This is a genomic window from Brevibacillus sp. AG, assembly GCF_028369215.1.
Classification (GTDB): Bacteria; Bacillota; Bacilli; order Brevibacillales; family Brevibacillaceae; genus Brevibacillus; species Brevibacillus porteri.
Window position 1 is genome coordinate 31870 of the sequence record NZ_JAQMYO010000016.1, and the last position, 23851, is coordinate 55720.

A 23851-nucleotide genomic window follows, 5' to 3' on the forward strand; every position below is an offset into this window, starting at 1 on the left:
CACGCTGCTAGAAAGGGGCTTTTCGCTATCACTATGCGATGAACTTCAAACCAACAATACTGATGACAATCCCTGTAATGAACAGAATCCGTTTCCTGTCCCTCGACTCTTTGAAAAACAACATCCCTACCAGCACGCTACCCGCTGAGCCAATGCCCGTCCATACAGCATAAGCTGTTCCGACCGGGAGCGTCTGTACAGCGGACGAGAGCAGATAAAAGCTAATACTTGCGAAGATCAAACAAGCAACCGTTGGCTTCCATTTTGTAAATCCTTCGGTCAATTTTAACGAAATCACTCCACCAATTTCTGCGAAACCAGCGATAATCAACATCGCCCATGCCATACTGTCCACCTCCAAGTTGTTATGCGTTCTCTTCTTCTGGCTTGCTCGACAGCTTCAATCCGATAATGCACGTGAGCAGCAACAGGATAAAAACGATTTTCAAGAAAGATACATCCTCACCCAAAAACGTAAATCCAACGACGGCCGTTCCCGCTGCACCAATCCCTGTGAATATCGCATACGCAGTTCCGACTGGAATTCGTTTCATGGCCTGAGCAAAAAAGTAGAAGCTGGTAACGATCAATAAAACCGTGACGACACTCACTACGGGCTTCGTGAATCCATCCGAGAACTTCAGTCCCAATGCCCAAGCAATTTCGATCATTCCGCCAATGATTAAATAAAACCATGCCATGGTAATCACCTCTTCGTTGTTCTTGTTGTGTTAACAATGAATGAACGTCAGTCATTTTGTGCCAAATAAAAAAAGAATTGGATATGCTCCAATACTTCTTTATTGGATACCTAGTGATCTTTTGCAAAAACGCAGGATTTCCGCTTTATATTCATCTGGTGCTACGTTCTTCTGATCGCTACTGTAATAGCGTTCCGCTGTATTCTCAACAAGCGTAATAATAATTTTGGCCGTCCATTTCACATCAATATCTTTCAAGATGGCGTTATCACTGATTGCTTGCACGAGGACGCCTTCCATCCACTCATAAAAAGGCTTATAGATCGTTCCCCATGTCTCCAATGAATTATCAAGTGCAAATCCGGAATAGCAAAGGATGATGACATCCCTGTATTCATCGGTAAAGGAAAAGGTCTCGTCGACCAACACTTCGAGAACGCTCTCGATATCACTTTTTCCCTTCAGCTTATCATTGATCCGCTGGAAGGTAATCGTCAGCAGATTATCAGCAATCGCTGGAACCAGAGCCATCTTGGATGAGAAGTACAGGTAAAACGTCCCTTGGGCAATCCCTGCTTTTTTTACGATATCGGATATGGACGTCTTATCCAGCCCTTTTTCCGATATGATCTCGATAGCCGCGTTGAGGATTTTGGAATATTTATCGTCTTTGCTGACCGCCAAGTAACTTCCCTCCTTTTAACCGAACGATTATAACTGACTGACTGTCATTCATTTTATCAACTCATTTTGAAACTGTCAAATCGAGATGAAAAATCAGCTCCTCGCCATATTCTCCCGCAAACCTTAATCCTTGATCTACAAAACCCGCCTTTTTATACAGTTGGATCGCCGGGGTATTTGTATGATGAACCGTCAACACAATTTCATCCCGCATGGGGTAATACTCTCGTGCGATGTCAGGCAAGCTCTGTAAAGCTTTCAAAGCGTATCCCTTCTTTTGATGACGGGAATCGATCGAGAACGATTTAAAAATAATCGCCTGTTCATTTGGTGTGTAGGGATTGCCTGTCTGTGGTGTGAATAAGGCAAAACAGCCGATTAGATGACCTTGGTCAAAAATCACATAGGGCTGCTGATCAGAATTGTTTTGAGATACTTCGATGATATCGACTGGCATAGACGTGTAGATCGCTTGTTCTAGCGGCAAATCGTAAGCCATAATCGAAGGGTAGTCGCTTTTTTCGTACGGTCTGATAATGAACATAATGCTCCCTTTCTCTTCTTTCTGAAAATGCTGCGGCAGCCCGGTATGAATTTGTAAGCACCAGACTGCCACCGCCCCGAAATGGATTCATTTACTCGGCTTTTGATTTCTGCTCCCCTATTTTCTGATTCAGTTTTTCGAATGCCAATGCTAGTTCTTCCTTCGGGATCATCGCATACCGATCGCCAATACTTACCTCATAGGAGCTAGAAGATTCGTCTTTCTGTCTTACATAATGCGTGAAGCCAATCCCTGTCTCTTCACTAAGTGAGACCATGATACGCTCGAGCTCTTCTTGCGGCAAATCTGCGTGCACATGAAACATGTTGGACACAGGCACGGCCGGTCTCGTAGATATCCCCTGGCATTGGTTGTACAATCTCGCCAGCTCTTTTGCATGCTCGTAATATTGATTGAATTTATGTTTTCTTTGCTCAAAATGGTATTCTGACGTAACAATGTACGGGTACAAACTAATCAGATCCCCGCCATGGCGTCTTTTCCATACCTTCGATTGCTTCGTGAAATCTTCATCCCCAGCCAGGATCGCTCCGGCAATTCCGCCTATCCCTTTGTAAAAGGAAACGTACACGCTATCAAACAATGCGCATACCTCATCGGCTGATTTCTGGTAATACGGCAGGATTTCCAAAAGCCGGGCACCATCTAGATGCAGCCGAATTCCTTTTTCGCGACAATACCGGGAGATCGCCTCCAAATCCTCATACGAGGGCAGCTGTCCGCCAATCTCACGCTGTGGCAATTCCAGCAACAGGCACGCGATATCGTCGTCCATGCCGAGAACATCGTCCAGTTCAATCACTCTGTCTTTATCCGCCAGCAAGACTGCCTCAATCTGATGCAGCTCCTTGAGCCCATCTTCCTCGTGAATCTCCAAGTGGCAGAGCGGATGATAGGCGACCTTTTTGATTCCCTTCTCATCGCACCAGATGCGTAACGCGATTTGTTGGGCCATCGTACCGCTGGGAAAGAACACGGCAGACTCTTTGCCCAAATATTCGGCCATCTTGCTCTCGAAATTCCCGATGAGTTCGCCTGTTCCGTACATATCACCCTCTACATTCCCATCCACCCTGGACAGGACCTGCTGCAATTGATGGAGGTCTCTCTTGCTGTGCCCGGCGATTTGATAAGTGGTCTTTTTAAATACTTCTCGCAAGGTTTTCATATCGCTCATTTTGGCAGTGCTCCTTTTTCTTTCTTATCTTCCATGCTTCTTACTTCTAAAGATATTACATTTCACGAGCAGCTTATGTCGTTTATTGTTTGACGCACTGTTGGCGATATTCACTCGGGGTCTTGCCCGTCATTTTTTTAAACAACGTGATAAAATACGGCGTATTCGGCATTCCTACCAATTGCGCAACATCCGCGATCTGGTTGTTCGAATGAACCAGCAGCTCTCGCGCCCTGTCTATCCGCTTTTTCTGGATGTACTCCACGGGCGTCATTGACATGAGTCGCTTAAATGTTCGCTGCAAATGAAACGGACTGCCATGGCACATATCCGCCAAATGCTCCAACGTCAGCTTTTCGTTATAATGAGAATCAATATACTGTGTAATTTGTGCCACCCACTCACGATCAGGCAACCTCTCTCCTGTGGGCTTGCATCGTTTACATGGGCGAAATTCTTCCCGCATAGCTTGGCTTGCATTTTGGAAAACTCGCACGTTCTCCCTCTTCGGCGGCTTCGACTTGCAAGACGGTCTACAAAAGATCTTCGTCGTTTTTACCGCATAAAAAAATTGATCATCGTAAGACACATCGTTATGAATAATGGCCTGCCATCGCTCATCAGTTACCCGTTCCTCCAACACATGTCATCTCCTTTGCCATAGCCGTTATCGAATCGCTTGCTCTTACCGACAGTATACCCCTACGCAACGTGATCCGTACTGCTAGAAAATTAAAATAGCAAGATAACGAAATGACAGTATCGCTTTTCTTGTTATAAAACTAGAAGGAAGTCAGACAGGAGGTTTTCGCATGACAAGCGGTCTATCACACGAGGCTTGGGTCGATAATAGAGAAGAAATAATCTTGTCCGTACCTACGGAATTCAGTTTTTCGCAAAATCTTCACTACTTGTCCAGAGCATCCAACGAATGCATGTTTCACATTCAAAACGGGCGCCTCTACAAAGCCATCCCTATTGAACAAGATCCACAAGTGGTCGAAATTCACGCAGATATCGATCAAGGATTGACTGTGCGTTTTCTCAGCCCTTCGCTTCCCACTGAAACAGTCCGGATGGAGGTAGCACGCTATGTTCGCGATTGGTTCGATCTCGATCGAAATCTGGTTCCGTTTTATGAGCTTGCCGCAGGGGATGCTCTTCTACAGCAGGCTGTTGAAAAGTTCTACGGGCTGCGGACCATGGGTATTCCCGACCTGTTTGAAGCGCTCAGTTGGGGTATCATTGGACAGCAAATTAACCTGACCTATGCGTACACGCTTAAACGACGGTTGGTAGAGACATTCGGAAGACGGGTAGAGTTCGAAGGACAGACGTATTGGCTTTTTCCCACAGCGGAAAAAATCGCCGGATTATCCGTCGCTGATCTGGATGGATTGCGCATGACGACCAAGAAATGCGAGTATTTGATTGACGTCGCACAACTCATCGTTGAAGGGAAACTATCGAAAGAGCTATTATGGGACGGAGGAGATTATCAAACTGCGGAGAAACGTTTGACCAGTATTCGCGGGATTGGACCGTGGACGGCCAACTATGTGCTCATGCGCTGTCTGCGAATTCCCTCTGCTTTTCCCATTGATGATGTCGGCCTGCACAATGCGATCAAATTTTTACTCGGCAAAGAAAAAAAGCCGACAAAAGCAGAAATACGAGAGCTGTCCAAGGCTTGGACGAATTGGGAGTCGTACGCTACTTTTTATTTATGGCGTTTTCTTTATTAATCAAAGGAGGTTCTATCCTATGCTAAAAATAGGTTCGCACGTATCATTCTCCGGTAAGGGACTGCTGAATGCCGCCGAAGAAGCAGCCACCTACGGCTCGAGTACCTTTATGATCTACACGGGTGCACCGCAAAACACCCGCCGCAAGCCGATCGAGGATCAGTACATTACGGAAGGCAAAGAAGTAATGGCTAAGCAGGGCGTGGATGAAATTGTGGTACATGCCCCGTACATTATTAACTTGGGCTCTTACAAGGACGATACCTATGAGCTCGCTGTCCGCTTTCTGCAAGAAGAGATTCGCCGGACCGACTACATTGGCGTCAAAAATATCGTGCTGCACCCTGGCGCGTACACAGACAAGGATGCAGAATACGGCATCGCCCGAATTGCAGAAGGCTTGAATGAAGTTCTGACAGGCATCAAAGACACCAACGTGAAAATCGCGTTGGAGACGATGGCGGGTAAAGGAACGGAAATCGGTCGCAGCTTTGAGGAAATCGCGGCCATCATCGAGAAAGTAGAAGACAACAGCAGACTGACCGTCTGCATGGATACTTGCCATATTCACGATGCTGGCTACGATATCGTCAACGACTTCGATGGCGTCTTGGAACAATTTGACCGGACAATCGGCTTGGACCGTCTCGCTGTCGTTCACTTGAATGACAGCAAAAACTTCCGCGGGGCAGGCAAAGACCGCCATGCGCCAATCGGTGCGGGACTCATCGGCTTTGATGCGATGAACTACATCGTGAACCACGAGAAAATCCGCCACCTGCCGCTTGTACTGGAGACACCTTGGATCAGCAAGGAGAAAGGCAACGAGCGTCCGATGTACGAAGCAGAAATCGCCCTCCTGCGCGGGGAAGTGGACAAGCGCTTCGGCGACGAATTCATAGACCATGTAGAGCGCCTCGATTTCTTTTTCCGCAAACAAGATATCACCAGACGCGAGTATGTGATTGGGATTTGGGAGCTGCTCAAAAACGACGCGAAAGCGAAAAAAGCCGATGGCCGCGAGCCGATGGAGCGTCTGTACGATATGGTGAAGGAAGCGAGATTGTTCCCTGAGCTTACCGAGGAGCAGATCAACCACCGCTTGAGTGCCTACTTCGCGATTCCGAAATTCTCGTAATGTCAAAGCACTTGATGTAGGCTGACTGTGGCTTCCTCCTGTTGGAGTGAACCCGACATACGTACCGATAGAGGGGGGAGCCATATGCCTACGCCAAAAAAGCCAGCACCTCAAGATACTGACTCTGCCAAAACATACACCCTGCTCGGAGCTGATCGCTCTTTTTATCAAAGTGATACTCCGGGTACATTAGGAGGGTATCGACCAGGTAGGATATATGGCCGACTGGATTGTCCCTCTGCCATCAGAGCCATTACGCGAGGCGGTTATGTGCGCCATCGCGTATTTTTTGCGGATGAAGCAACCGCTATTGCTGCGGGATATCGGCCTTGTGCAGTTTGTTTACGAGAGAAATATTTGTTGTGGAAAGCGATGCGTGCGTAGATTAATGCGTCCAGCCATTCCGTTCATTTTGCCTCCTGGTCTCTATAGAACACCTGCGGGGATTCGAAAGAGTACATAGTTGCCCGTCCACATTTGTGACGTGATAATCATCTTCTCTTTCCTCCGTTCAAAAAAGTATCCGGCCCCTTCTTGCTGGATAAAGGTCCAGCCTTTTTCTGTCATTGCTCGTTTCATCGCTTCTGCCGCTGAAGCTTGATTCGCTTGCGGCCCATACCCATACCAATCGACGTTTTCCTCCGTCGTCAATTTGACGATGGTTCCCCTGTTTTCGCCCAACAGCTCTGTCACTTCTCTTTTGGACTTGGAATCGAATGGTAATGCAGGATACCAGATCAGGGAAACATACGCGATCATGATGAAACAAAAGCCCAAGAAGAATAGGAGGAACAGAACTTTCGCTCTCTTGTTCATGCCCATGCAACTACTCCTCTTCTTCGAAAATGGCAACAGGACGCGCCCATCCCGCGCTCGCCCCTTTTACTTTTACAGGAAACACAGAAACGGTAAACCCGTAGGGTCTCGGCAATTGCTCCAAGTTCGCGAGCTTTTCAATTTGGCAATACTCTTTCTCTTTTCCCACATAGTGAGCCGCCCATAATACGCCATCGCGCGGATTTTGTTTATAGTTAGCGGCTTGAACGGAAAACGGGATATCCCATCCCCACCCATCGGTTCCCATGACCTTAATTCCTTGATCAATCAGCCAATGGGTTGCTTCCGCCGATACCCCTGCATGTGATAGGAAATAGTGCTCTTCATAGTATCTTTTATCCGCATCCGTCCTGATCAGGACAATATCGAACGGTTTTAGTTCGTATTGGATTTGGGCGAGCTTCTGCTTTACATCATTCACCGTGATTTCATAGCCAGACGGTTTCCCACTAAAATCAAGCAGGACACCATCTCCGTAGAACCACTCCAACGGTAACTGATCAATCGTTCTCGCTGGCTCTCCCTCGGAAGTTGGCCAGTAATGCCAAGGTGCATCTACATGTGTCCCTGTATGTGTCGTGAGTGTTACCGTTTCACTCGCCCAAGCTTTCTGTTCAGGAAAATCCGTTGGTTGCAATCCGAAATATTGCGCAGCTTGGACAGCCCCTTCTTCATGACTATTGTATTGAATCTCAGGTGGAAACGGTTCTTTTGCCAGACGATCAAGAGGCACACTCAGATCAATGAACCGACGTGCTTTTCTATTCATAGCAGGATTCCCTTCTTTCCCCTTTGTAATTTTCTGTATTTTCGTTCAACATTACTGTACTACCTGCCTTCCACCAGCGTCAAATGAACACAAGCAAAAGGCCAGTACCTCGTCGTCTATACAGGTACTGGCCTTGTTTATGGAGATTCAATAGGAATTTGTACTTCTACATACGTATCGCCCCCATCCGGGGATTGCAGATAGTTTTCTCTGCCTGGCTGATCTTTTTTGATCCGGTATTGATTGCGCTCTATCCATTTTGCCAAGTCAATACAGGCCGTAGAAGGAACGAATGGCTCTACACGTTGGACCAGGGTGGCCATCATCGGCTCCTCTGGCAGCATACGTATTTCCAACCTATCAGATGGCAAGGGAATGTCCTGTTTGAGTACATAGCCGATCTCCAATTCGAATGCCGTCTCGTCTCTCTCCGATTCCTTCCACAAAACGATGGGAGAAAGCATCCCTCTCTGCTGCTTGCCTGCATAATGAGCCAGTCGATCGAAAAGCATCGGAATCTCTTCTACCGTCCCTTCCGCACGGAACGAGACAACTTTTTGAGCTTCGACTTGTTTAAAGACAACCTCTTGTTCTCCATACCCCTTTTGCTCGATCGATAGCAGACGCTCCTTGATTCGATGCAATCGTGCTTGCTCCTCCTCAAGGAGCTGTTTCGTTTCCCTTTCTTTTTGCCTGAATATGCCTTGTAGTTGTTCCATGGACATCTCTTCATGAAGCAATTGCTGAATTTGTTGCAACGTAAATCCCAAGTCCTTGTACATGAGGATTCGATTGAGCGTAACTAATTGCTCTGCTGCATAAAACCGATAGCCAGTCTCTTTGTCGATATCCGCTGGCTTCAAAATGCCAATCTGGTCATAAAAGCGAAGCGTCTTTAATGACACTCTGCTCAATCGGGAAAATTCACTGATCTTAAACATGGAAAAACCCCAATCTATCATTCCCTTGACTTTCCCCTGTACGGGAACGTTTATAGTTAAAAAAAATCATGCTTACAAAGGAGCAATGCGAGATGGATTACGATATTTTTCACTTGGGAGAGGTTCGCTTACAGTCAGGAGTGACCCTACCACATGCATATATTGCTTACAAAACGTATGGCACGCTCAACGCAGCCAAGGATAACGTCATTATATTTCCTACATCGTTTGGAGACCAGCATTACCAAAACGAATGGCTTATCGGGGAAGATAAGGCTCTGAATCCGAATCAATATTTTATCATCATTCCCAACATGCTCGGCAACGGGCTATCGTCCTCCCCGAGCAATACAGCCAGCCCGTATGATCAGGCCAATTTTCCACACGTTACGATCTACGATAATGTCGCCCTTCAGCATCGACTCATTACAGAGCGGTTTGGCATCAAAAAAATTGCGCTGGCAACTGGCTGGTCGATGGGGGCCATCCAGGCTTTTCATTGGGCGGCGAGCTACCCAGATATGGTCGAACGATTAGCTCCTTTTGCTGGAACTGCAAAAACATGGCCGCATAACATCGTCTTGATCGAAGGCATCCGAGCAGCCTTGCAGGCCGATGTAGCTTGGAACAACGGGCAGTATACAGCATCTCCCGAGGCTGGCTTACGTACCTTAGGGCGCGTTTATGCGAGTTGGGGGTTTTCACAGCCATTTTACCGCGAGGCATGCTATAAAGCTTTGGGCTATGAGACCCTTTCCGAATTTATCTCGGGATTTTGGGAAGAGAGTTTTGTTCCATCGGATGCAAACGATTTACTGGCGATGATGTGGACCTGGCAGCATGCCGACATTAGTCAAAATGATAGGTACAACGGAAACTTTGAGGCGGCGTTGCGAAGCATCCAGGCACGAACAGTTGTGATGCCTGTACGGACTGATTTGTATTTCACGCCAGAAGACAGTGAATATGAGACGAAGCACATCCCCAGCGCTACCTTTAAGCCGATAGAATCAATCTGGGGACACTTGGCTGGGTTTGGGCTTAACCCTGTCGATACCGCGTTTATTGATGCCACCTTAAAAGAACTGTTGAGGACAAACTGAAATACGAAGTAGAGGGACACCTATAAAGGTGCCCCTTCCTTATTTTTTCGCAAGGAGTGACTCTACGGATTCAGCTATATCCTCCGGCAGAAACTCCCGAACTTCTTCAAGAATATAGCTAATGTTTTCACGCTGTTCATCCTTTAATCCCAAATAGAACCTTCTATTATATCCATACAGCCAATGCTCGACATAAAGGATTGCCTCATCGCGTATTTCTTTTTCCTGCACAACACATGCCCGTAATAATAATGGAATACTGTCTGCCTTGTTCATTTTCGAAAATAAGAAGAGAATGTTTTTCTTCACGTGAATGCCTACATCTTTTTCGAGCATCTCCCAGAGCATGTCCGCATGACGAAGCTCTACCCGATCCGCTAGTATTTGTTTTGCTTCACGAGCTGCGCTTCGTTTATTGGTTTGTAGAGCGCGGATAAAAACTTCGATGTGATCTTCCGGATTCAGCATGGCGAGTGCCTTCACGGCTGCTCTTTGTATTCGTTCATTTTCATGGAGCAAAAACGGAAGAATCCATTGATCATCTGCTTTCACGCCCGTTTCCCCTACTCCTACAATCGCTATTGGTATCACCTGCTCCTCGGTTCCAACCAATTTTCCCCGATAATAGGCAGCGAAATCGATCTTCTTTTCCCTCAAATAAAATCGGGCCATTTCGCGGATGGATTTATGTCCATCAAGCAGAGCAGCAAGCAACGCATCAGTCGATACCTCAGGAAAGCGATCCACATAAGCTTGTAGGGCCAGTTGGCGAATCGAAGGAAAAACGTCACGTTGAATTCGAGCGAGCCATCTTCTTAGTCGATCATTTTCGTCCTGTTTGCACAGATACCTAACCGTCCGGAGTCTGATCAAAGCATCTTTCTGAATCAAAGCCTCTGTAATGACCTCATCTGGATCGATATCATGAAGGCTAATTGCCAAATCAAAGCAAAATCGCCGAACAACCGGGTCTTTTGAGTGAAAACCACTTCGTAACACGTCTCGATTATCTAGATGACGAAACATTGCGTCGATCTCTGCTAGGAAATCGGTGAACTTTTCACGGTTATAGTATGCGGACAAATGCTTCAACAAGAAAATGGATTCGAGAAAGTGTTTCACATAATCTGGACGGAATCTCAGCTTACATGCCTTAAATGCGAGATAACGAATTTTGGGCTGCCAATCATTCAATCGAATCAGCAAAAAAGGAATCTCTGCACCCGTCACCTGTTTTAACAACAGTTCAATCGCCGCTTCCCTTACATATCCGTTTCGATGGAAGCTGCAAATTCCGATGAAGCTATGGTCTGACGCATCGTTTATTGAAAAAGCCCGGATGTCCTCCGGTAACAATTCATGCCATGCAGCCAACTGGTTCCTATTTGAATAAGGCGTCAATCTTCGTATGTATTGATCCAAGCCAATTAAATCTTGGTTACGCAGGCGTGAGGTTATTTGATGGACAGCCACAAGTGCTGCCTTTCGTATTTCTTCTCTTTCCTCCAAGGCAAATGGTAATAGAAAGGTCAGAGTGATCATGCTTCCCTTCCTGGCCAAGGAGTGGAGAATTTCTACTTTTCTGTCGTCCGATTTATATAATTCCTCAAGAAGCTCTTGTTCTTCCGGCGTCATTTGTTTCATGTCGATCCTCCTCTTCAAATAAAATACGTGCAAGCCCTTATTAATTTCACATAAAATGAAATGGAGAAAAAAGGAGGGACTTCCAAATGGCCTCATTAATTTATCATGTTGCCGTATCATTAGACAATTTTATTGCCGATCAAGGGATCATGGATGGAAATATTGAAAACACTCTCTTTTTATTTGAGGGAGAACATGTACCGGACTTTTTATCTGAAATTCAGGAATATGATGCTGTGCTGATGGGCGCCAAAACCTACGAGTTTGGGTTTAAATTCGGTGCCAAGCCGGGCGAACCAGGCTATAAGGGAATCAAGCATTATATTTTCTCAAACTCCATGCAGTTTGAATCCAATGCAGAAGTCGAGCTGATCAAAGGCGATGCCATCGAATTTATCAAGAATCTCAAGCAGCAAGAAAACGGCAAGCTGTGGCTGTGTGGGGGCGGTGAATTGGCAGGAGCGTTACTGGCGCATCAACTGATTGATCAATTAGTGCTGAAAGTGAATCCGGTGATGGTCGGTGAAGGTATCCCTCTATTCGGAAGTGCGAAGCCACGTCTCAAACTCGAGTTAGTGGACATGAAACAGTACGCGAACGGTGTAACGAAACCTACCTACAACATTGTTTATATATAATCTCGCTTAATAAGTGAAACGGGACCCCATCATTCGGCCCCGTTTCTTTTGTGAGATTACAACGTAATATTTTTCGGTACTTCCGCAGCTTCTACACGCTCGTATTTTTCCACGTAAGCTCCTTTTGCCGATACTTTCAATAAGGTACCATCTTTTCGTTACGTTACATCCTGCAGTTCACGAGCTGGGACTTCCAATGCCTTCTGAATCTCAATCTTCCGTATGCGATGCTTGTCTTTCTTTCTGATCGTAAAGACGAGATCATCGTATTGCCATTGGATACCTTCTTTGAGCGTCGAATTTTGACTGTATAGCCACCCCCCGATGGTATCGAGCTCTTCTTCATTAATATTGGCGTTAAGCAAATCGTTAACCTCGGAGAGCAGTACCTTTCCGTCCACAATCACATGGCTGTTCTCTTCCACGATTTCGATTTCGGCTTTTTCCTCCGCGTCGAACTCATCACGGATCTCACCTACAATTTCCTCCAAAATGTCTTCAATCGTAACCATTCCGGAGGTACCGCCATATTCGTCAATCAGGATGGCGATATGCGTTCTTTGTTTCTGCATTTTTTTCAAAAGATCTTTTACAGGAGTAGCCTCTGAAACCGTCAAAAACGGTCGGATGAGCTTGGACATATCCAAATTTGGATCATCGGCATAATTCAGAAAGAACTCTTTCGTGTTAATCATCCCGATAATATGATCTTTGTTTTGCGATATAACCGGAAAACGGGTATATTGCTCTTCTTTCATGATTCGCAGGTTTTGCTCAAGAGTATATTCTTTGTGCAAGCAGCTCATATCTGTCCGTGGGACCATAATCTCGCGAGCCAGCATCTCGTCAAAAGCAAAAATATTGCTAACGTACCCATACTCAGACTGATTAATTTTGCCGCTCTCATAGCTTTCCGTCAAAATGATTCGCAGTTCTTCTTCTGAGTGACTTTCTTCGTGCTCCTTGGTCGGTTTCATCCCGAATGAACGCACAAGTAGAGCAGCAGAGCCATTCAGCACCCAGATTGCAGGGTACATCAATTTATAGAACCAAATAATAGGTTTCGCACAAAGTAAGCTAACCGCTTCTGCCTTTTGAATCGCCACTGTTTTCGGTGCCAGTTCCCCGACAACCACATGTAGAAACGTAACAAGCGAGTAAGCAATCACAAACGACAGAACTGCAACGACTTGTTCGGGTAAATAAGGCGTAAGAAATGGGCTAATGATGCTTTCAATCGTCGGTTTCCCTAATACCCCCAAGCCAATGGCTGTCAACGTAATCCCCAACTGACACGCTGACAAATATCCATCTAGGTTACTAACTACTTTCTGAACAGCAAGAGCATTCTTTCTCCCTTCCATGACCAGTTGGTCCACACGGCTTGGGCGAAGCTTTACAATTGCGAATTCAGTTGCCACAAAAAATGCAGTAGCAACAATCAGAAAAGCAATTAGTAACAAATTAATGGTTAGCAATATCCTATCCCCTCTTCATTTAGAAGTCTTACGTTTTCATTGTACGAAACTCCACTCCCTCATATCAAAGTTCGCTTATATCCAATTTCGTCTTAATTGTTTGATTATAGGCAGTTTTGCTATTTCAGGTCACTCACCCTCACAATTGCTGACTACAGGCATGGCATACTCACTCATATCCTACCCTTCCTCCCACTCTTTATTCGATGTTCCCCAGCTCCAACACAACTGGACAATGATCGCTTCCCATCACCTGTGAGTCAATTCCCGCCCCGAGCAACGATGGAGCTAGCCTCTCAGAAGCAAGAAAATAATCAATACGCCATCCGATATTCCGTTCTCTCACTTTCGGCATAAAAGACCACCACGTATAAGCATCGGTCTGATCCGGATAAAAATATCGATAGGTATCCACAAATCCGGATGAAAGCAATCTCGTCATCTTCTCACGCTCTTCCGGCGTAAAGCCAGAATTATTGCGATTCGACTTCGCATTCTTCAAATCAATCTCTTGATGGGCGACATTCAGATCCCCACAAACCACCACGGGCTTCTTCGCATCCAGCTGCAATAAGTAGTTCCGAAACCGATCCTCCCATTCCAGCCGATAATCCAATCTCGACAAATCACGCTTCGCATTCGGGGTGTAGACCGTGACCAAGTAGAAATCCTGAAACTCCAAAGTAATCACGCGGCCCTCAGGCTCATGGTTTTCTTCCAGTCCATAACGAACAGAGAGTGGTTCCATTTTTGTAAAAACAGCCGTCCCGGAATAGCCCTTTTTCTCTGCGTAGTTCCAATATCGATGATACTCCTCGCCGATCTCCAACTCGATTTGACCTTCTTGCAGCTTCGTTTCCTGCAAGCAAACTATATCGGCATTCGCTTCTTTGAAGTACTCGTAAAACCCTTTGTTTACGCATGCGCGAAGTCCATTTACATTCCAAGATATCAATTTCATCATCGCTTATCTCCTCGTCGCTATTCGTTAGATTCCATGGTACACTATCTTTGTTTTCAATTATAGGAGGGTACAATGATGGACATTGCAATGGGCATCGCATTCATGAGACTTCGTTAATATCGACAAGACCCCAAGTCGGCTCAGCCATTTTCAAAACTCGGAATGGGATGAGTTTATTTGTGTTTGATTGATTTTAACTATTCATGAATGAGGTGTTTTTATTATGTCTAAAAACAATGTAGAGCAAATGCTCGCCATCGCGAAAAACAACGGAATCCTTGTAGACCCAACTACCGTGAAAGTGAATGAATCTGGCTTAGATTTCCTTGCGATTTTTGCAAGTACGATAGATGTCGTCCCATGGGTATTGCGCCAACCGCGCCGTGACGATGTCGTGGAGACAGCTCGTTACGAGAAAAAGGTGTTAGATCTCGTGGCAAAACATCTACGTGTAGAAGTACCGGATTGGCAGGTTCACACTTCTGAATTCATCGCTTATCCGATCCTAAGTGGCACACCGATGGCAACGATCAATATGGAAACAAAAAATTATGAGTGGTATTTGAACCCTGAATCTCTACCTGAGCTGTGCATACAAACATGGGCAGAAGCATTGGTCGAGTTACACGGTATCCATCATGATCTTGCTCGAGATGCTGGTATCCGCGTCAAGCAGCCTAGCGAAGCACGAGCAAGCCTTCGAGAAAAGATGAATGAAGTCAAACGCGTCTTTGGCGTTTCTCAAGCGCTATGGGATCGTTGGCAAAAATGGCTTGCGGATGATACATTCTGGCCTGCTCACTCTGTTCTCGTGCATGGTGACCTCCATCCGGGGCATATCCTGGTTGATGAAAACGGAAAGGTAACGGGGCTCCTGGATTGGACGGAGGCCGAAGTAGCTGATCCAGCGACGGACTTTACGGTCTTTTACATGTTGTTTGGGGATTCAGGCTTGGCTGATTTCATCAAACGCTACGAAAAAGCAGGAGGCCGTGTATGGCCGCGCATGCATGAGCACATTGCAGAAATGACATCCGTGTATCCCGTCATTCTTGCCACCTTTGCGTTGAAATCAGGACTGGAAGAGTTCAAGATCATGGCACAACAAGCTCTGGGAGTCGATGAAAACGGCAAAGAGATTTCTTACTAAATAAAACCAGCCACCGTCCCCGATTGGAGGCGGTGGTTTTTCCATGTAAATAGCTATAATGAGCCATTACTGTCTTGAAAATATGGTGTTACAATAAATCGGCTCATTTGGACAATCCTTTATTAAATAGATGGAGTGAATATGATGAAGCGAGGACTTCTTATTGGCATTGGTGCTGTAGTCGCAGTAACAGGCGTGCTTTCCATTCCTGTTGAGGCTAGCCCTTCCCCCGATACACGTATCATATTGGAGCACACGAACAAGACGTATATTTCACCGCCCTGTTATGAGCAAGCTAACAAAACGAACAATCTAGCCGAAGCTGATATGAAAAAAGCGCAGGAATTGAATTATCAGCCAGAATCCAGCTGCACGGCAAATTCACTTGCCCCCATCAAGCAACCGATCGCTTCCATACTCGCCGAGAACCTTGGAATGAAACAAAGCCACTGGGATTGGTAAATGCACCAGGTTTTGATTCACGAATTGTTCAAGGAAAATAGCTCATGTGAGCCATCTCCTTTTATCAACAAAGTTTATATAATCATCAAGAACGTCATCGAGAGGAGTAACCCTGCATGCTATTTAAGAAGTGGAACCGTAACTTCCACCGCTACATCGGACTTATCGTTAGCCTTTTCTTGCTGATGTGGGCCATTACTGGTTTTCTCCTGTTAAATGTTCCTTGGTATCAGGAAAAAGCCACAGACTTGAAAACCACAATGATCGAGGTACCCGCAAAACCAGAAGAGCTAACCATTGCCTATGTGGGGGAGAAGTTAGTAGAAACTGGGGAATATTCTTGGGCTGAGATCAGATCGATCGCAAAATCAGGTGACTCTTTCAAAGTCTACGTCAGCAGAGAACCTATTCTGCGGCTGACTGTTTCTTCAGAAGGGCACATCACAGCCTTGAAACAAGATCCCATTTTAGATTTCTTCTACGGACTGCATGTGGGCGAATGGGAAGACCTTAACTATGTGACTGTGTTAGAGATTATCTCCATTTTAACTGCTTTTCTTGTCGTCTCCGGGCTCATTTATTTCCTGCCCAAACGCTGGTTTAAGAAACGTGAAACGAAAATATAAAGGCTTCGGCCATAAAAAAAGAGCATTAGCCTTCAGCAGCTAATGCTCTTTTTTTGATTAATAGTACGGAGAAATCATGATGTAAACAATGACACCCGTCGCACTGACATACAGCCACATCGGCATCGTCCAGCGGGCGATTTTTTTATGTTTTTCCACCTTCATGTTGAGTCCACGTGCAGTCGTAATCAGCGCAAAAGGCACGATAAGCGCCGACAGCAGAATATGTGTAATCAAAATGAAGTAATAGATCGGCCGCAGAATTCCCTCTCCCCCGTAGGAAGTGCTAGGTGCCATTCCGTGGTAGATCACATACGAAACCAAGAAGAGAGCTGTTGTCGAGAAGGCTGCAAAAATATATCCTCGATGCATCTTCATGTTTTTGAACTTCAGGATGGAAACGAGTGCGGCAACCAGAAATACAAAGGTAAAACTGTTCATGACAGCATTAAAAAACGGCAGAAAGGTCAGATCGAGATGGCTGAAATCATTGTTCTTCGGCATGAAGTACAAGATGGCGATCAGCGTGTTAATCGCTATGGTGAGAATAACGATAATCGGTGTATAGTTGCGTTGTTTCATTCTTATGCTCCTTTTTTCTCAGATCATGAATGAGTATCCCGCTTTAGTCTACCCATTGACGAGCCCGGACATTGGCAGCCGAAGACGGTTAACCAGTCCAGTCATCCTAATGATAAACGAAGTAGGTATGCCGTACAAAGGCGATTTGATGAACAAAAAAAGGACCAACAAATGTTGGTCCCTTTCGTTACTTCTTATTTGATTGCTCGTCCAGTGGTACGGCCTTGCTAATTCCTAGTGCAAAGAAGCTGATGACCACAATCGCCAAGAAGACAATTCCGGCAATCAGGGAAACGCGTGTGTCATCATTGATCCACATACCAATGAGTACCATGATGAGAAAAGCAATAGTCAAATAGTTGCTCACTGGGGCAAAAGGCATTTTGAATGGATGGTTGTCCATTTCAGCACCCTTTGCTTTTCGGAATCTGATTTGACTGATCAAAATGACAAACCACGGTACCATACCAGGCAGCACACTCGCACTATACACATACACGAAGAGATTTTCTGGGGCGATATAGCTTAAGATAACCCCAATGCCCAGACCGATCAACACACCAATCGTACCTAACAACGGCACACCATTCGAAGACAGCTTCGTAAAAACTTTCGGGGCTTGGCCATTAACACCTAAGGTATACAGCATACGCCCTGCACTATAAATCCCACTATTACAGCCAGACATAGCAGCAGTGATCACCACAAAGTTAATGATACCTGCAGCAGCGGTAATACCAATCTTCGCAAAAGTAGCAACGAACGGACTGCCGATTGCCTGTAATTGATCCCAAGGGTAAACGGTTACAATAACAAAGATCGCACCGATATAGAAAATCAAAATACGCCAGATAATGCTTTGGATCGCACTCGTTAATGTTTTTCTCGGGTCTTTTGCTTCCCCTGCGGTAATCCCGATAAGCTCGACACCTTGATACGCCCCAATCACCAAGGAAAGGGCAAAGAAAAAGCCTGTCCAACCGCCCGTAAAGAATCCGCCATTCTCCCACAGATTCGATAATCCGATTGCGTTTCCACCATTTCCAATGCCAAAGAAAATCAATCCAAACCCTGCAATAATCATCAAAACGATCGTTACAATTTTGATCATGGCGAACCAAAACTCAAATTCACCAAATGATTTTACCGAGACCAGGTTTGCTGCACCGAGAATCACCATGGCAATTATGCCTGGAATCCAAGGCGGTAAATCCGGGAACCAATACTGCATATACTGCCCAACGGCGATGATCTCTGCCATCCCGACAATGACCCACTGGAACCAGTTACTCCAAGCCGTCATATAACCTGCTAACGGATGGATATACTTATGCCCAAAAGTCGCGAATGAACCCGTACTCGGTTCCATATACAGCATTTCACCCATTGCACGCATGATGAAAAAAATAAAAATTCCTACAATTGCATAAGCTAGCATGACAGATGGTCCTGTCCATTTGATCGTGCTGGCAGACCCCATAAATAGCCCAACACCAATCGTACCGCCCAAAGCAATCATCTGAATATGACGGGCTTCCAGGCCTCTCTTCAGTTCTTTGTTTTCCACGTAAGATTCCTCTTCCTCTCTGCTGTTGGCGGTATTTTTGGAAAGCTTCTAGTCATTCTGATTTTATTGATTGAAAAACTGCCGCTTAAAATTCTCTTCACTTCTTATCAAGCATTCCTACTAGTTAGTAAGATTATTCACCTCACTTGCCTTACGTAACATTTGTTGATCACTTCATACATTTTAATATGTTTTTATAATATCCACAATTATATTTACAAGGAAAATACTTGATAACCAAATATACTTGTATCTAAAAAGAAGAAATAATATGTGACAAATCAATTATTTCGGAATGTGATCCTACCTCTATCAAGGATAAGCAGTATGAAAATTTACCAGCAAAGAAATACTATCAGCGATTTTAAAATAGGAGGAAATGGAACCATGGAGCACTATTTGGCCGAACAGTATCGTGAAGGACTGCAAGCTTTTGGACAGCTGATGCCAGAGGCCTTGCGAGCATATAATGAATTCACCAGCCAATGCTTTTCGTCCGGTGAATTGTCATCCAAGCATAAGCATTTGCAGGCACTGGCTATCTCCCTTTACTCCGGAAATGAGCACTGTATTGTCTATCATTTGGAAGCAGCTCTCAACGACGGAGTTTCCCAAAAAGAAATTGCTGAAACAGTAGCGGTAGCCGGAGCATTCGGCGGCGGAACGACCCTTTCGCATGGAGTCATATTAATCAATGATGTGATGGAGGAAAAACAGGGAACGATTCAATGAGAAGATGACCGAAAATTTTTGTGCCACTGCGGTTATAAGAGCTTACAAAAGCACAACAATCGCCGAGATCGCCCTCGTTCGGTTGTTGTGCTTTTTGTCTCTGTCTCTGTCTCTTAGATTAGTCAGGATTAAGCGCTCTTGCCATCGCATCCACATAGCTTTGGCTGGCACGCTGGCTCACTTCCGCTTCGGGGACAAACACTTCAAAGCAGTGGTAGCAGCCGGGATACAGATGAAATTCTACGTCTACGCCCGCTTGTGCAAGGCGCGTCACATATTCGATCGTCTCATCTCGGAACAAATCGAGCTGTCCTACACACGTATAGGTCGGCGGCAGCCCCGCCAAGCTTTCTGCTCTCGATGGCACCGCATATGCGGATAGCTGACTGTCGTCGGTACCTTCGCCCAAGTACATACTCCACGCATCCAAATTGTTTGTCCGGTTCCAGGTTGCATTTTCAGCCTCAATTTCATAGCTCGACGCTGTACGATTACGGTTGTCGATCATTGGATACAACGGCATTTGGAAAATAAGGGCTGGTCCACCTTTGTCGCGAGCCATTAAAGCAAGTGCTGCGGTCAGCCCCCCTCCCCCGCTTGCACCAGCAATCGCAACCCGATCCAAATCGATGCCGAGTGACTCTGCTTCGTCTGTCATCCACGTTAACCCGGCGTAACAGTCATGGATGGCGGCTGGATAGGGGTGTTCGGGAGCCAGACGATAATCGACCGATACGACGATACAATTAGCCGCTTGTACGAAGCGTTCGCAGAGAGCATCATCCATATCGGGGTGCCCCAGCACATAGCCTCCTCCGTGAATCCACAGCATGGCCGGAAGCTTACTGCCTGTCCGCTGGGCGGGCTCGTATATTTTCGCTAGCATCTCTCCTGCTGCGCCTTGAATCATTCGACTTGTGGTACGTACATGCTCTGACTTCACAATAGGCGGATTTCTCAGCATGGCCCTGCTCGACTCCAAATTTTCTTCGAGTTGAAAACCAGGGAATTGCGCTAATGTTTGCCTTAATTCCGGCAGTACTCGACGATGAAAATCCACGTGAATCCCTCCCTTAAGCAAATGTTGATTCTTGCTGTGTCTCTGCTTCCCACTTGGTTATTTCCTCTCGCACCCGAGGCGCTACCTCTGTTCCCAAGAGCTCAATGGCTCTCATTACCTGATCATGAGGCATCGTAGATATCGGCACATACATCATAAAGCGTGTCATGCCTACATGTTTGCGAAGGTGAATGATCTTTTGAGCAACCGTCTCTGGATCACCCACATACAACGCTCCTTCGAAGCTGCGTGCGGCATCGAAGCTAGCACGGTTATAATGCGCCCAGCCCCGCTCCCTTCCGATTTTATTCATTCCTGCTTGGGTAGAAGGAAAGAATGTATCTGCCGCTAGTTCCGTCTCTTCCGCAACAAATCCTAGTGAATGGGACCCAACTGTTAATCGCGATACGTCATGACCAGCGTGCACGGCCACCTTCTTATAAAGCTGCACAAGTGGTGCAAACTGCCGAGGACTTCCACCAATGATCGCTAGCATCAGTGGCAATCCCAGCAGACCTGCACGAACAACAGACTCCTGATTGCCTCCGCTGCCAATCCATATAGGTAAAGGATTCTGAACAGGTCGTGGATACACGCCCAAATTCTGAATAGCTGGCCGATGACCGCCCCTCCAGGTTACTTTTTCGGACGCCTGTATTTTAAGGAGCAGTTCCAAATGTTCATCAAACAGCTCATCATAGTCATTCAAGTCATAGCCGAATAGGGGAAAAGACTCAATAAAGGAACCCCGTCCCGCCATAATCTCTGCCCGTCCATTTGAAAGGCCATCGAGTGTCGCAAAATCTTGAAAAACACGCACTGGATCAGCCGAAGAAAGCACTGTCACAGCACTTGTCAGCCGAATCCTTTTTGTCAGTGGCGCAGCCGCAGACAGCACCATTGCTGGAGAAGAAGCCGCATAATCCTTGCGATGATGTTCACCTATGCCAAATACATCAAGCCCAACCTGATCAGCGAGGACGATTTCCTCGACAACTTCACGCAATCGCTGTGCGTGGCTCATCACTTCACCTGTCTGAACATCCGGCGTCGTTTCCACAAACGAAGTAATACCAATCTCCACAGACCATCTCTCCTTTTGCAAAACTTGTATCAGTCAACAGCTCTGGAAGCAAAATAGTTTCATTTCAGATATCTTCACTTTCGAACTATTCCAGCAGCTCTATTCTCTTGTAATAGCCGAAACCCGTCTGGTCACTGCCCAATACACCAGAGCCAAAGCACTGACAGAGGCTCCGAGCAAGCATACTCCCTCCCAACCAAAATGCGCATATGTATAGGTCGAGGCAATGGAGCCAGCAGAAGAGCCGATCGAATAGAAAACCATATACCCCGCCGTGAGCCGACTCCGCGCCTCTGCCCCCAAGGTGAAGATCATACTTTGATTCGTAACATGTACGGCCTGCACCGCCAAATCAAGCAAAACAATACCTATCGCCAAGGCAAATAGCGACTGTTCTAAATAGCCGATTAGCAGCCACGATAGTAGCAATAGACTCAAGGCAAAGCCCGTCGTTCTCTGTCCGTAACCTCGATCTGCGAGCTTCCCTGCCCTTGCTGCAGCTAACGCTCCGGCAACTCCTACGAGGCCAAACGCCCCGATCGCCGTATGCGACAAAGATAATGGCGGCGCACTCAGAGGCAGTACCAATGGCGTCCACAAAATACTAAAGGCAGCAAAAATCAGCATAGCCAGAACAGAACGAATACGTAATAGCCGTTCTTGTGCGAACAACATCAGGACCGATCCAAGCAACTGGAAGTAGGATAGCGGCTTTACCTCCCGCTCCCTATTTGGCAATACCCGAAATAATACACAAACCAATCCCAATAGAAATGCAGCAGAGACCAGATATACGGCACGCCACCCCGCAAGATCTGTTAAAACTCCTGCAATGGTTCGCGCTAGAAGTATGCCAATAACGATTCCACTTGTAACGACTCCCACCACTCGTCCTCGCTCAGCAGGGGCGGCCATTGTCGCCGCAAATGCAACAATTGTCTGCGTCACAACGGCAAGCAATCCTACCGCAGCTATACCTGCGAATAGTACTGTGCTGGTGGAGGCAGTCCCTACGATAACCAGCGCTACCACAGATAAAAACATCTGACCGATAATCAAGCGACGCTGATTCAATAGATCGCCAAGTGGCACAAGCAGCAACAGTCCTACTGCATAAAAGATTTGCGTAAGGGTAATGAGAATCCCAATGATGGAATAATCAATTCCGAACTCAATCGACAAATGATCAAGTAGTGGTTGCGCGAAGTAGATATTCGCAACCGACATCCCGCAAGCAACCGCAAACAATAGTGTTACATAGAAAGGCATGGGAGAGCCTTGCACTGAATCTGCCTTCCTATCGGCTTTAGCCGCTACTTTTTCGCTAACCTCCTCCATCTGTCTTCACCTTACCTCCTCTCATTTTACGTTTAGAACAAAATAACATACCGATCGGTACGTTATTGTGCCCAGTAAATATATCCCACTATTTCTTTTTCTGTCAACAGCATTCTTTTTACGGTAGGATAAACCGTCCTAAAATTGACAACGCAGATGAAAACCAATAAAATATAAATTACCGTTCAGTACAAATAAATCCACTGGCAGTTACATAGATTCGAATACATGAGTAATGAGAGGAACTCTTTATGGCAAGAACACGCGAATTTGACGAAGAAAAAGTACTCGATGCAGCTATGCAGCTCTTTTGGGAGAAGGGGTATGAAGCTACCTCATTAAGTGATTTAACTTCCCGAATGGGTATCCAGCGCCCCAGTATTTACTCAACCTTTGGGGACAAAAAAGAATTGTTCGAAGCCGCACTACGCAGATACACGATGTCTCGTGCTTCGGAGATACGAACGAAGCTTCAAAACAATCCATCCGTAAAAGAGGCGTTTCGCCATTTTTTTAAAGAGGTGGCCGACGAGGAATATACGGAAGGTCTCAGCCGCGGATGCTTTTGCATTAATACCATGGTCGAACTTGCCCCTCATGATGAGAAATTTGAGATTTTGACAAGGGAACACCAAATGTACCTCTCTGTCATCTTTCAAGAAACAATCGAGCGAGGTATCCAAACAGGTGAACTCGATTCGAGTATAGACGCGAAAGCTACCGCACAAGCGCTTATCGTATCGTTAATTGGACTGACCGTAATCATGAAATCTCGTCCAAATCGATCATTTGTTGATAATTCAATAGAAGTTACGCTTACGTTACTTAGGTAACTATTACGATCAACTTGGACAAAAAAAAGACCA

General features: G+C 46.0%; 27 protein-coding genes. 10 read left to right on the plus strand and 17 right to left on the minus strand.

Going from position 1 to position 23851, the window contains the following annotated elements; translation table 11 throughout:
- Window positions 1-31: 31 nt before the first annotated feature.
- From POF51_RS28710 to POF51_RS28735, 6 genes are all read right to left on the minus strand, one after another.
- Window positions 32-346, minus strand: coding sequence for a DMT family transporter (locus POF51_RS28710; RefSeq protein ID WP_069852705.1), 315 nt, complete (start codon window positions 344-346; stop codon window positions 32-34).
- A 19-nt stretch (window positions 347-365) separates the two neighbouring features.
- Window positions 366-701, minus strand: a complete 336-nt coding sequence (locus POF51_RS28715) for a DMT family transporter (RefSeq protein WP_069852707.1) — start codon at window positions 699-701, stop codon at window positions 366-368.
- Between the two features lie 99 nt (window positions 702-800).
- Window positions 801-1385 carry a TetR family transcriptional regulator gene (locus POF51_RS28720; protein WP_017247116.1) on the minus strand — a complete coding sequence of 195 codons (585 nt, stop codon included), beginning with the start codon at window positions 1383-1385 and terminating at the stop codon, window positions 801-803.
- 61 nt (window positions 1386-1446) lie between these two features.
- On the minus strand, window positions 1447-1929 hold the full coding sequence (locus POF51_RS28725) for a GNAT family N-acetyltransferase (protein WP_069852710.1): 483 nt from the start codon (window positions 1927-1929) through the stop codon (window positions 1447-1449).
- Window positions 1930-2020: 91 nt separating this feature from the next.
- Window positions 2021-3127, minus strand: coding sequence for a threonine aldolase family protein (locus POF51_RS28730; RefSeq protein ID WP_069852713.1), 1107 nt, complete (start codon window positions 3125-3127; stop codon window positions 2021-2023).
- Window positions 3128-3209: 82 nt separating this feature from the next.
- On the minus strand, window positions 3210-3770 hold the full coding sequence (locus POF51_RS28735; protein ID WP_035290891.1) for a bifunctional transcriptional activator/DNA repair enzyme AdaA: 561 nt from the start codon (window positions 3768-3770) through the stop codon (window positions 3210-3212).
- A gap of 169 nt (window positions 3771-3939) precedes the next feature.
- Between POF51_RS28735 and POF51_RS28740 the strand changes: the two genes are divergently transcribed.
- From POF51_RS28740 to POF51_RS28750, 3 genes are all read left to right on the plus strand, one after another.
- Window positions 3940-4872, plus strand: coding sequence for a DNA-3-methyladenine glycosylase 2 (locus POF51_RS28740; protein ID WP_271756552.1), 933 nt, complete (start codon window positions 3940-3942; stop codon window positions 4870-4872).
- Window positions 4873-4891: 19 nt separating this feature from the next.
- Window positions 4892-6010, plus strand: coding sequence for a deoxyribonuclease IV (locus tag POF51_RS28745; protein ID WP_069852718.1), 1119 nt, complete (start codon window positions 4892-4894; stop codon window positions 6008-6010).
- Between the two features lie 84 nt (window positions 6011-6094).
- A complete protein-coding gene (locus tag POF51_RS28750; RefSeq protein WP_069852721.1) occupies window positions 6095-6394 on the plus strand; it encodes an Ada metal-binding domain-containing protein in 300 nt (99 codons plus the stop codon).
- 42 nt (window positions 6395-6436) lie between these two features.
- On the opposite strand, the gene POF51_RS28755 is transcribed toward POF51_RS28750, so the two are convergent.
- The 3 genes from POF51_RS28755 to POF51_RS28765 all read right to left on the minus strand — a co-directional run bounded on the left by POF51_RS28755 (window position 6437) and on the right by POF51_RS28765 (window position 8557).
- Entirely contained in the window at window positions 6437-6832 is a 396-nt protein-coding gene (locus POF51_RS28755) for a hypothetical protein (protein ID WP_069852723.1), read from the minus strand.
- Between the two features lie 4 nt (window positions 6833-6836).
- Complete coding sequence (locus POF51_RS28760) at window positions 6837-7616, minus strand: cyclase family protein (RefSeq protein WP_069852725.1); 780 nt, start codon at window positions 7614-7616, stop codon at window positions 6837-6839.
- 137 nt (window positions 7617-7753) lie between these two features.
- Entirely contained in the window at window positions 7754-8557 is an 804-nt protein-coding gene (locus POF51_RS28765) for a MerR family transcriptional regulator (protein WP_069852827.1), read from the minus strand.
- Between the two features lie 92 nt (window positions 8558-8649).
- On the opposite strand from POF51_RS28765, the gene POF51_RS28770 reads away from it, so the two are divergent.
- On the plus strand, window positions 8650-9660 hold the full coding sequence (locus POF51_RS28770) for an alpha/beta fold hydrolase (RefSeq protein ID WP_069852728.1): 1011 nt from the start codon (window positions 8650-8652) through the stop codon (window positions 9658-9660).
- Window positions 9661-9699: 39 nt separating this feature from the next.
- On the opposite strand, the gene POF51_RS28775 is transcribed toward POF51_RS28770, so the two are convergent.
- A complete protein-coding gene (locus tag POF51_RS28775) occupies window positions 9700-11304 on the minus strand; it encodes a HEAT repeat domain-containing protein (RefSeq protein WP_271756553.1) in 1605 nt (534 codons plus the stop codon).
- 86 nt (window positions 11305-11390) lie between these two features.
- On the opposite strand from POF51_RS28775, the gene POF51_RS28780 reads away from it, so the two are divergent.
- On the plus strand, window positions 11391-11942 hold the full coding sequence (locus tag POF51_RS28780; protein WP_069852732.1) for a dihydrofolate reductase family protein: 552 nt from the start codon (window positions 11391-11393) through the stop codon (window positions 11940-11942).
- A 158-nt stretch (window positions 11943-12100) separates the two neighbouring features.
- Here the strand turns inward: POF51_RS28780 and POF51_RS28785 are convergent, their stop codons facing one another.
- A complete protein-coding gene (locus tag POF51_RS28785) occupies window positions 12101-13420 on the minus strand; it encodes a hemolysin family protein (RefSeq protein WP_069852735.1) in 1320 nt (439 codons plus the stop codon).
- Between the two features lie 199 nt (window positions 13421-13619).
- Window positions 13620-14381 carry an exodeoxyribonuclease III gene (locus POF51_RS28790; RefSeq protein ID WP_069852829.1) on the minus strand — a complete coding sequence of 254 codons (762 nt, stop codon included), beginning with the start codon at window positions 14379-14381 and terminating at the stop codon, window positions 13620-13622.
- A gap of 226 nt (window positions 14382-14607) precedes the next feature.
- Between POF51_RS28790 and mphJ the strand changes: the two genes are divergently transcribed.
- From mphJ to POF51_RS28805, 3 genes are all read left to right on the plus strand, one after another.
- Window positions 14608-15534, plus strand: a complete 927-nt coding sequence (gene mphJ, locus POF51_RS28795; RefSeq protein WP_069852737.1) for a macrolide 2'-phosphotransferase MphJ — start codon at window positions 14608-14610, stop codon at window positions 15532-15534.
- Window positions 15535-15675: 141 nt separating this feature from the next.
- Window positions 15676-15996 carry a hypothetical protein gene (locus POF51_RS28800; protein WP_244521847.1) on the plus strand — a complete coding sequence of 107 codons (321 nt, stop codon included), beginning with the start codon at window positions 15676-15678 and terminating at the stop codon, window positions 15994-15996.
- Window positions 15997-16112: 116 nt separating this feature from the next.
- Complete coding sequence (locus tag POF51_RS28805; RefSeq protein WP_017247100.1) at window positions 16113-16622, plus strand: PepSY-associated TM helix domain-containing protein; 510 nt, start codon at window positions 16113-16115, stop codon at window positions 16620-16622.
- A 57-nt stretch (window positions 16623-16679) separates the two neighbouring features.
- Here the strand turns inward: POF51_RS28805 and POF51_RS28810 are convergent, their stop codons facing one another.
- Both POF51_RS28810 and POF51_RS28815 read right to left on the minus strand, forming a co-directional pair.
- Window positions 16680-17204, minus strand: a complete 525-nt coding sequence (locus POF51_RS28810) for a DUF420 domain-containing protein (protein ID WP_017247099.1) — start codon at window positions 17202-17204, stop codon at window positions 16680-16682.
- A 187-nt stretch (window positions 17205-17391) separates the two neighbouring features.
- On the minus strand, window positions 17392-18771 hold the full coding sequence (locus tag POF51_RS28815; protein WP_017247098.1) for an amino acid permease: 1380 nt from the start codon (window positions 18769-18771) through the stop codon (window positions 17392-17394).
- 387 nt (window positions 18772-19158) lie between these two features.
- Here POF51_RS28815 and POF51_RS28820 point away from each other — a divergent pair, with 387 nt between their 5' ends.
- Entirely contained in the window at window positions 19159-19503 is a 345-nt protein-coding gene (locus POF51_RS28820; protein WP_012684054.1) for a carboxymuconolactone decarboxylase family protein, read from the plus strand.
- Between the two features lie 118 nt (window positions 19504-19621).
- On the opposite strand, the gene POF51_RS28825 is transcribed toward POF51_RS28820, so the two are convergent.
- The 3 genes from POF51_RS28825 to POF51_RS28835 all read right to left on the minus strand — a co-directional run bounded on the left by POF51_RS28825 (window position 19622) and on the right by POF51_RS28835 (window position 22985).
- Complete coding sequence (locus POF51_RS28825; RefSeq protein ID WP_069852745.1) at window positions 19622-20563, minus strand: alpha/beta hydrolase; 942 nt, start codon at window positions 20561-20563, stop codon at window positions 19622-19624.
- Window positions 20564-20576: 13 nt separating this feature from the next.
- Entirely contained in the window at window positions 20577-21647 is a 1071-nt protein-coding gene (locus POF51_RS28830; protein ID WP_069852748.1) for an LLM class flavin-dependent oxidoreductase, read from the minus strand.
- A 99-nt stretch (window positions 21648-21746) separates the two neighbouring features.
- A complete protein-coding gene (locus tag POF51_RS28835; protein WP_442869622.1) occupies window positions 21747-22985 on the minus strand; it encodes an MFS transporter in 1239 nt (412 codons plus the stop codon).
- 251 nt (window positions 22986-23236) lie between these two features.
- On the opposite strand from POF51_RS28835, the gene POF51_RS28840 reads away from it, so the two are divergent.
- Entirely contained in the window at window positions 23237-23818 is a 582-nt protein-coding gene (locus POF51_RS28840; protein ID WP_106834293.1) for a TetR/AcrR family transcriptional regulator, read from the plus strand.
- Window positions 23819-23851: the final 33 nt, after the last annotated feature.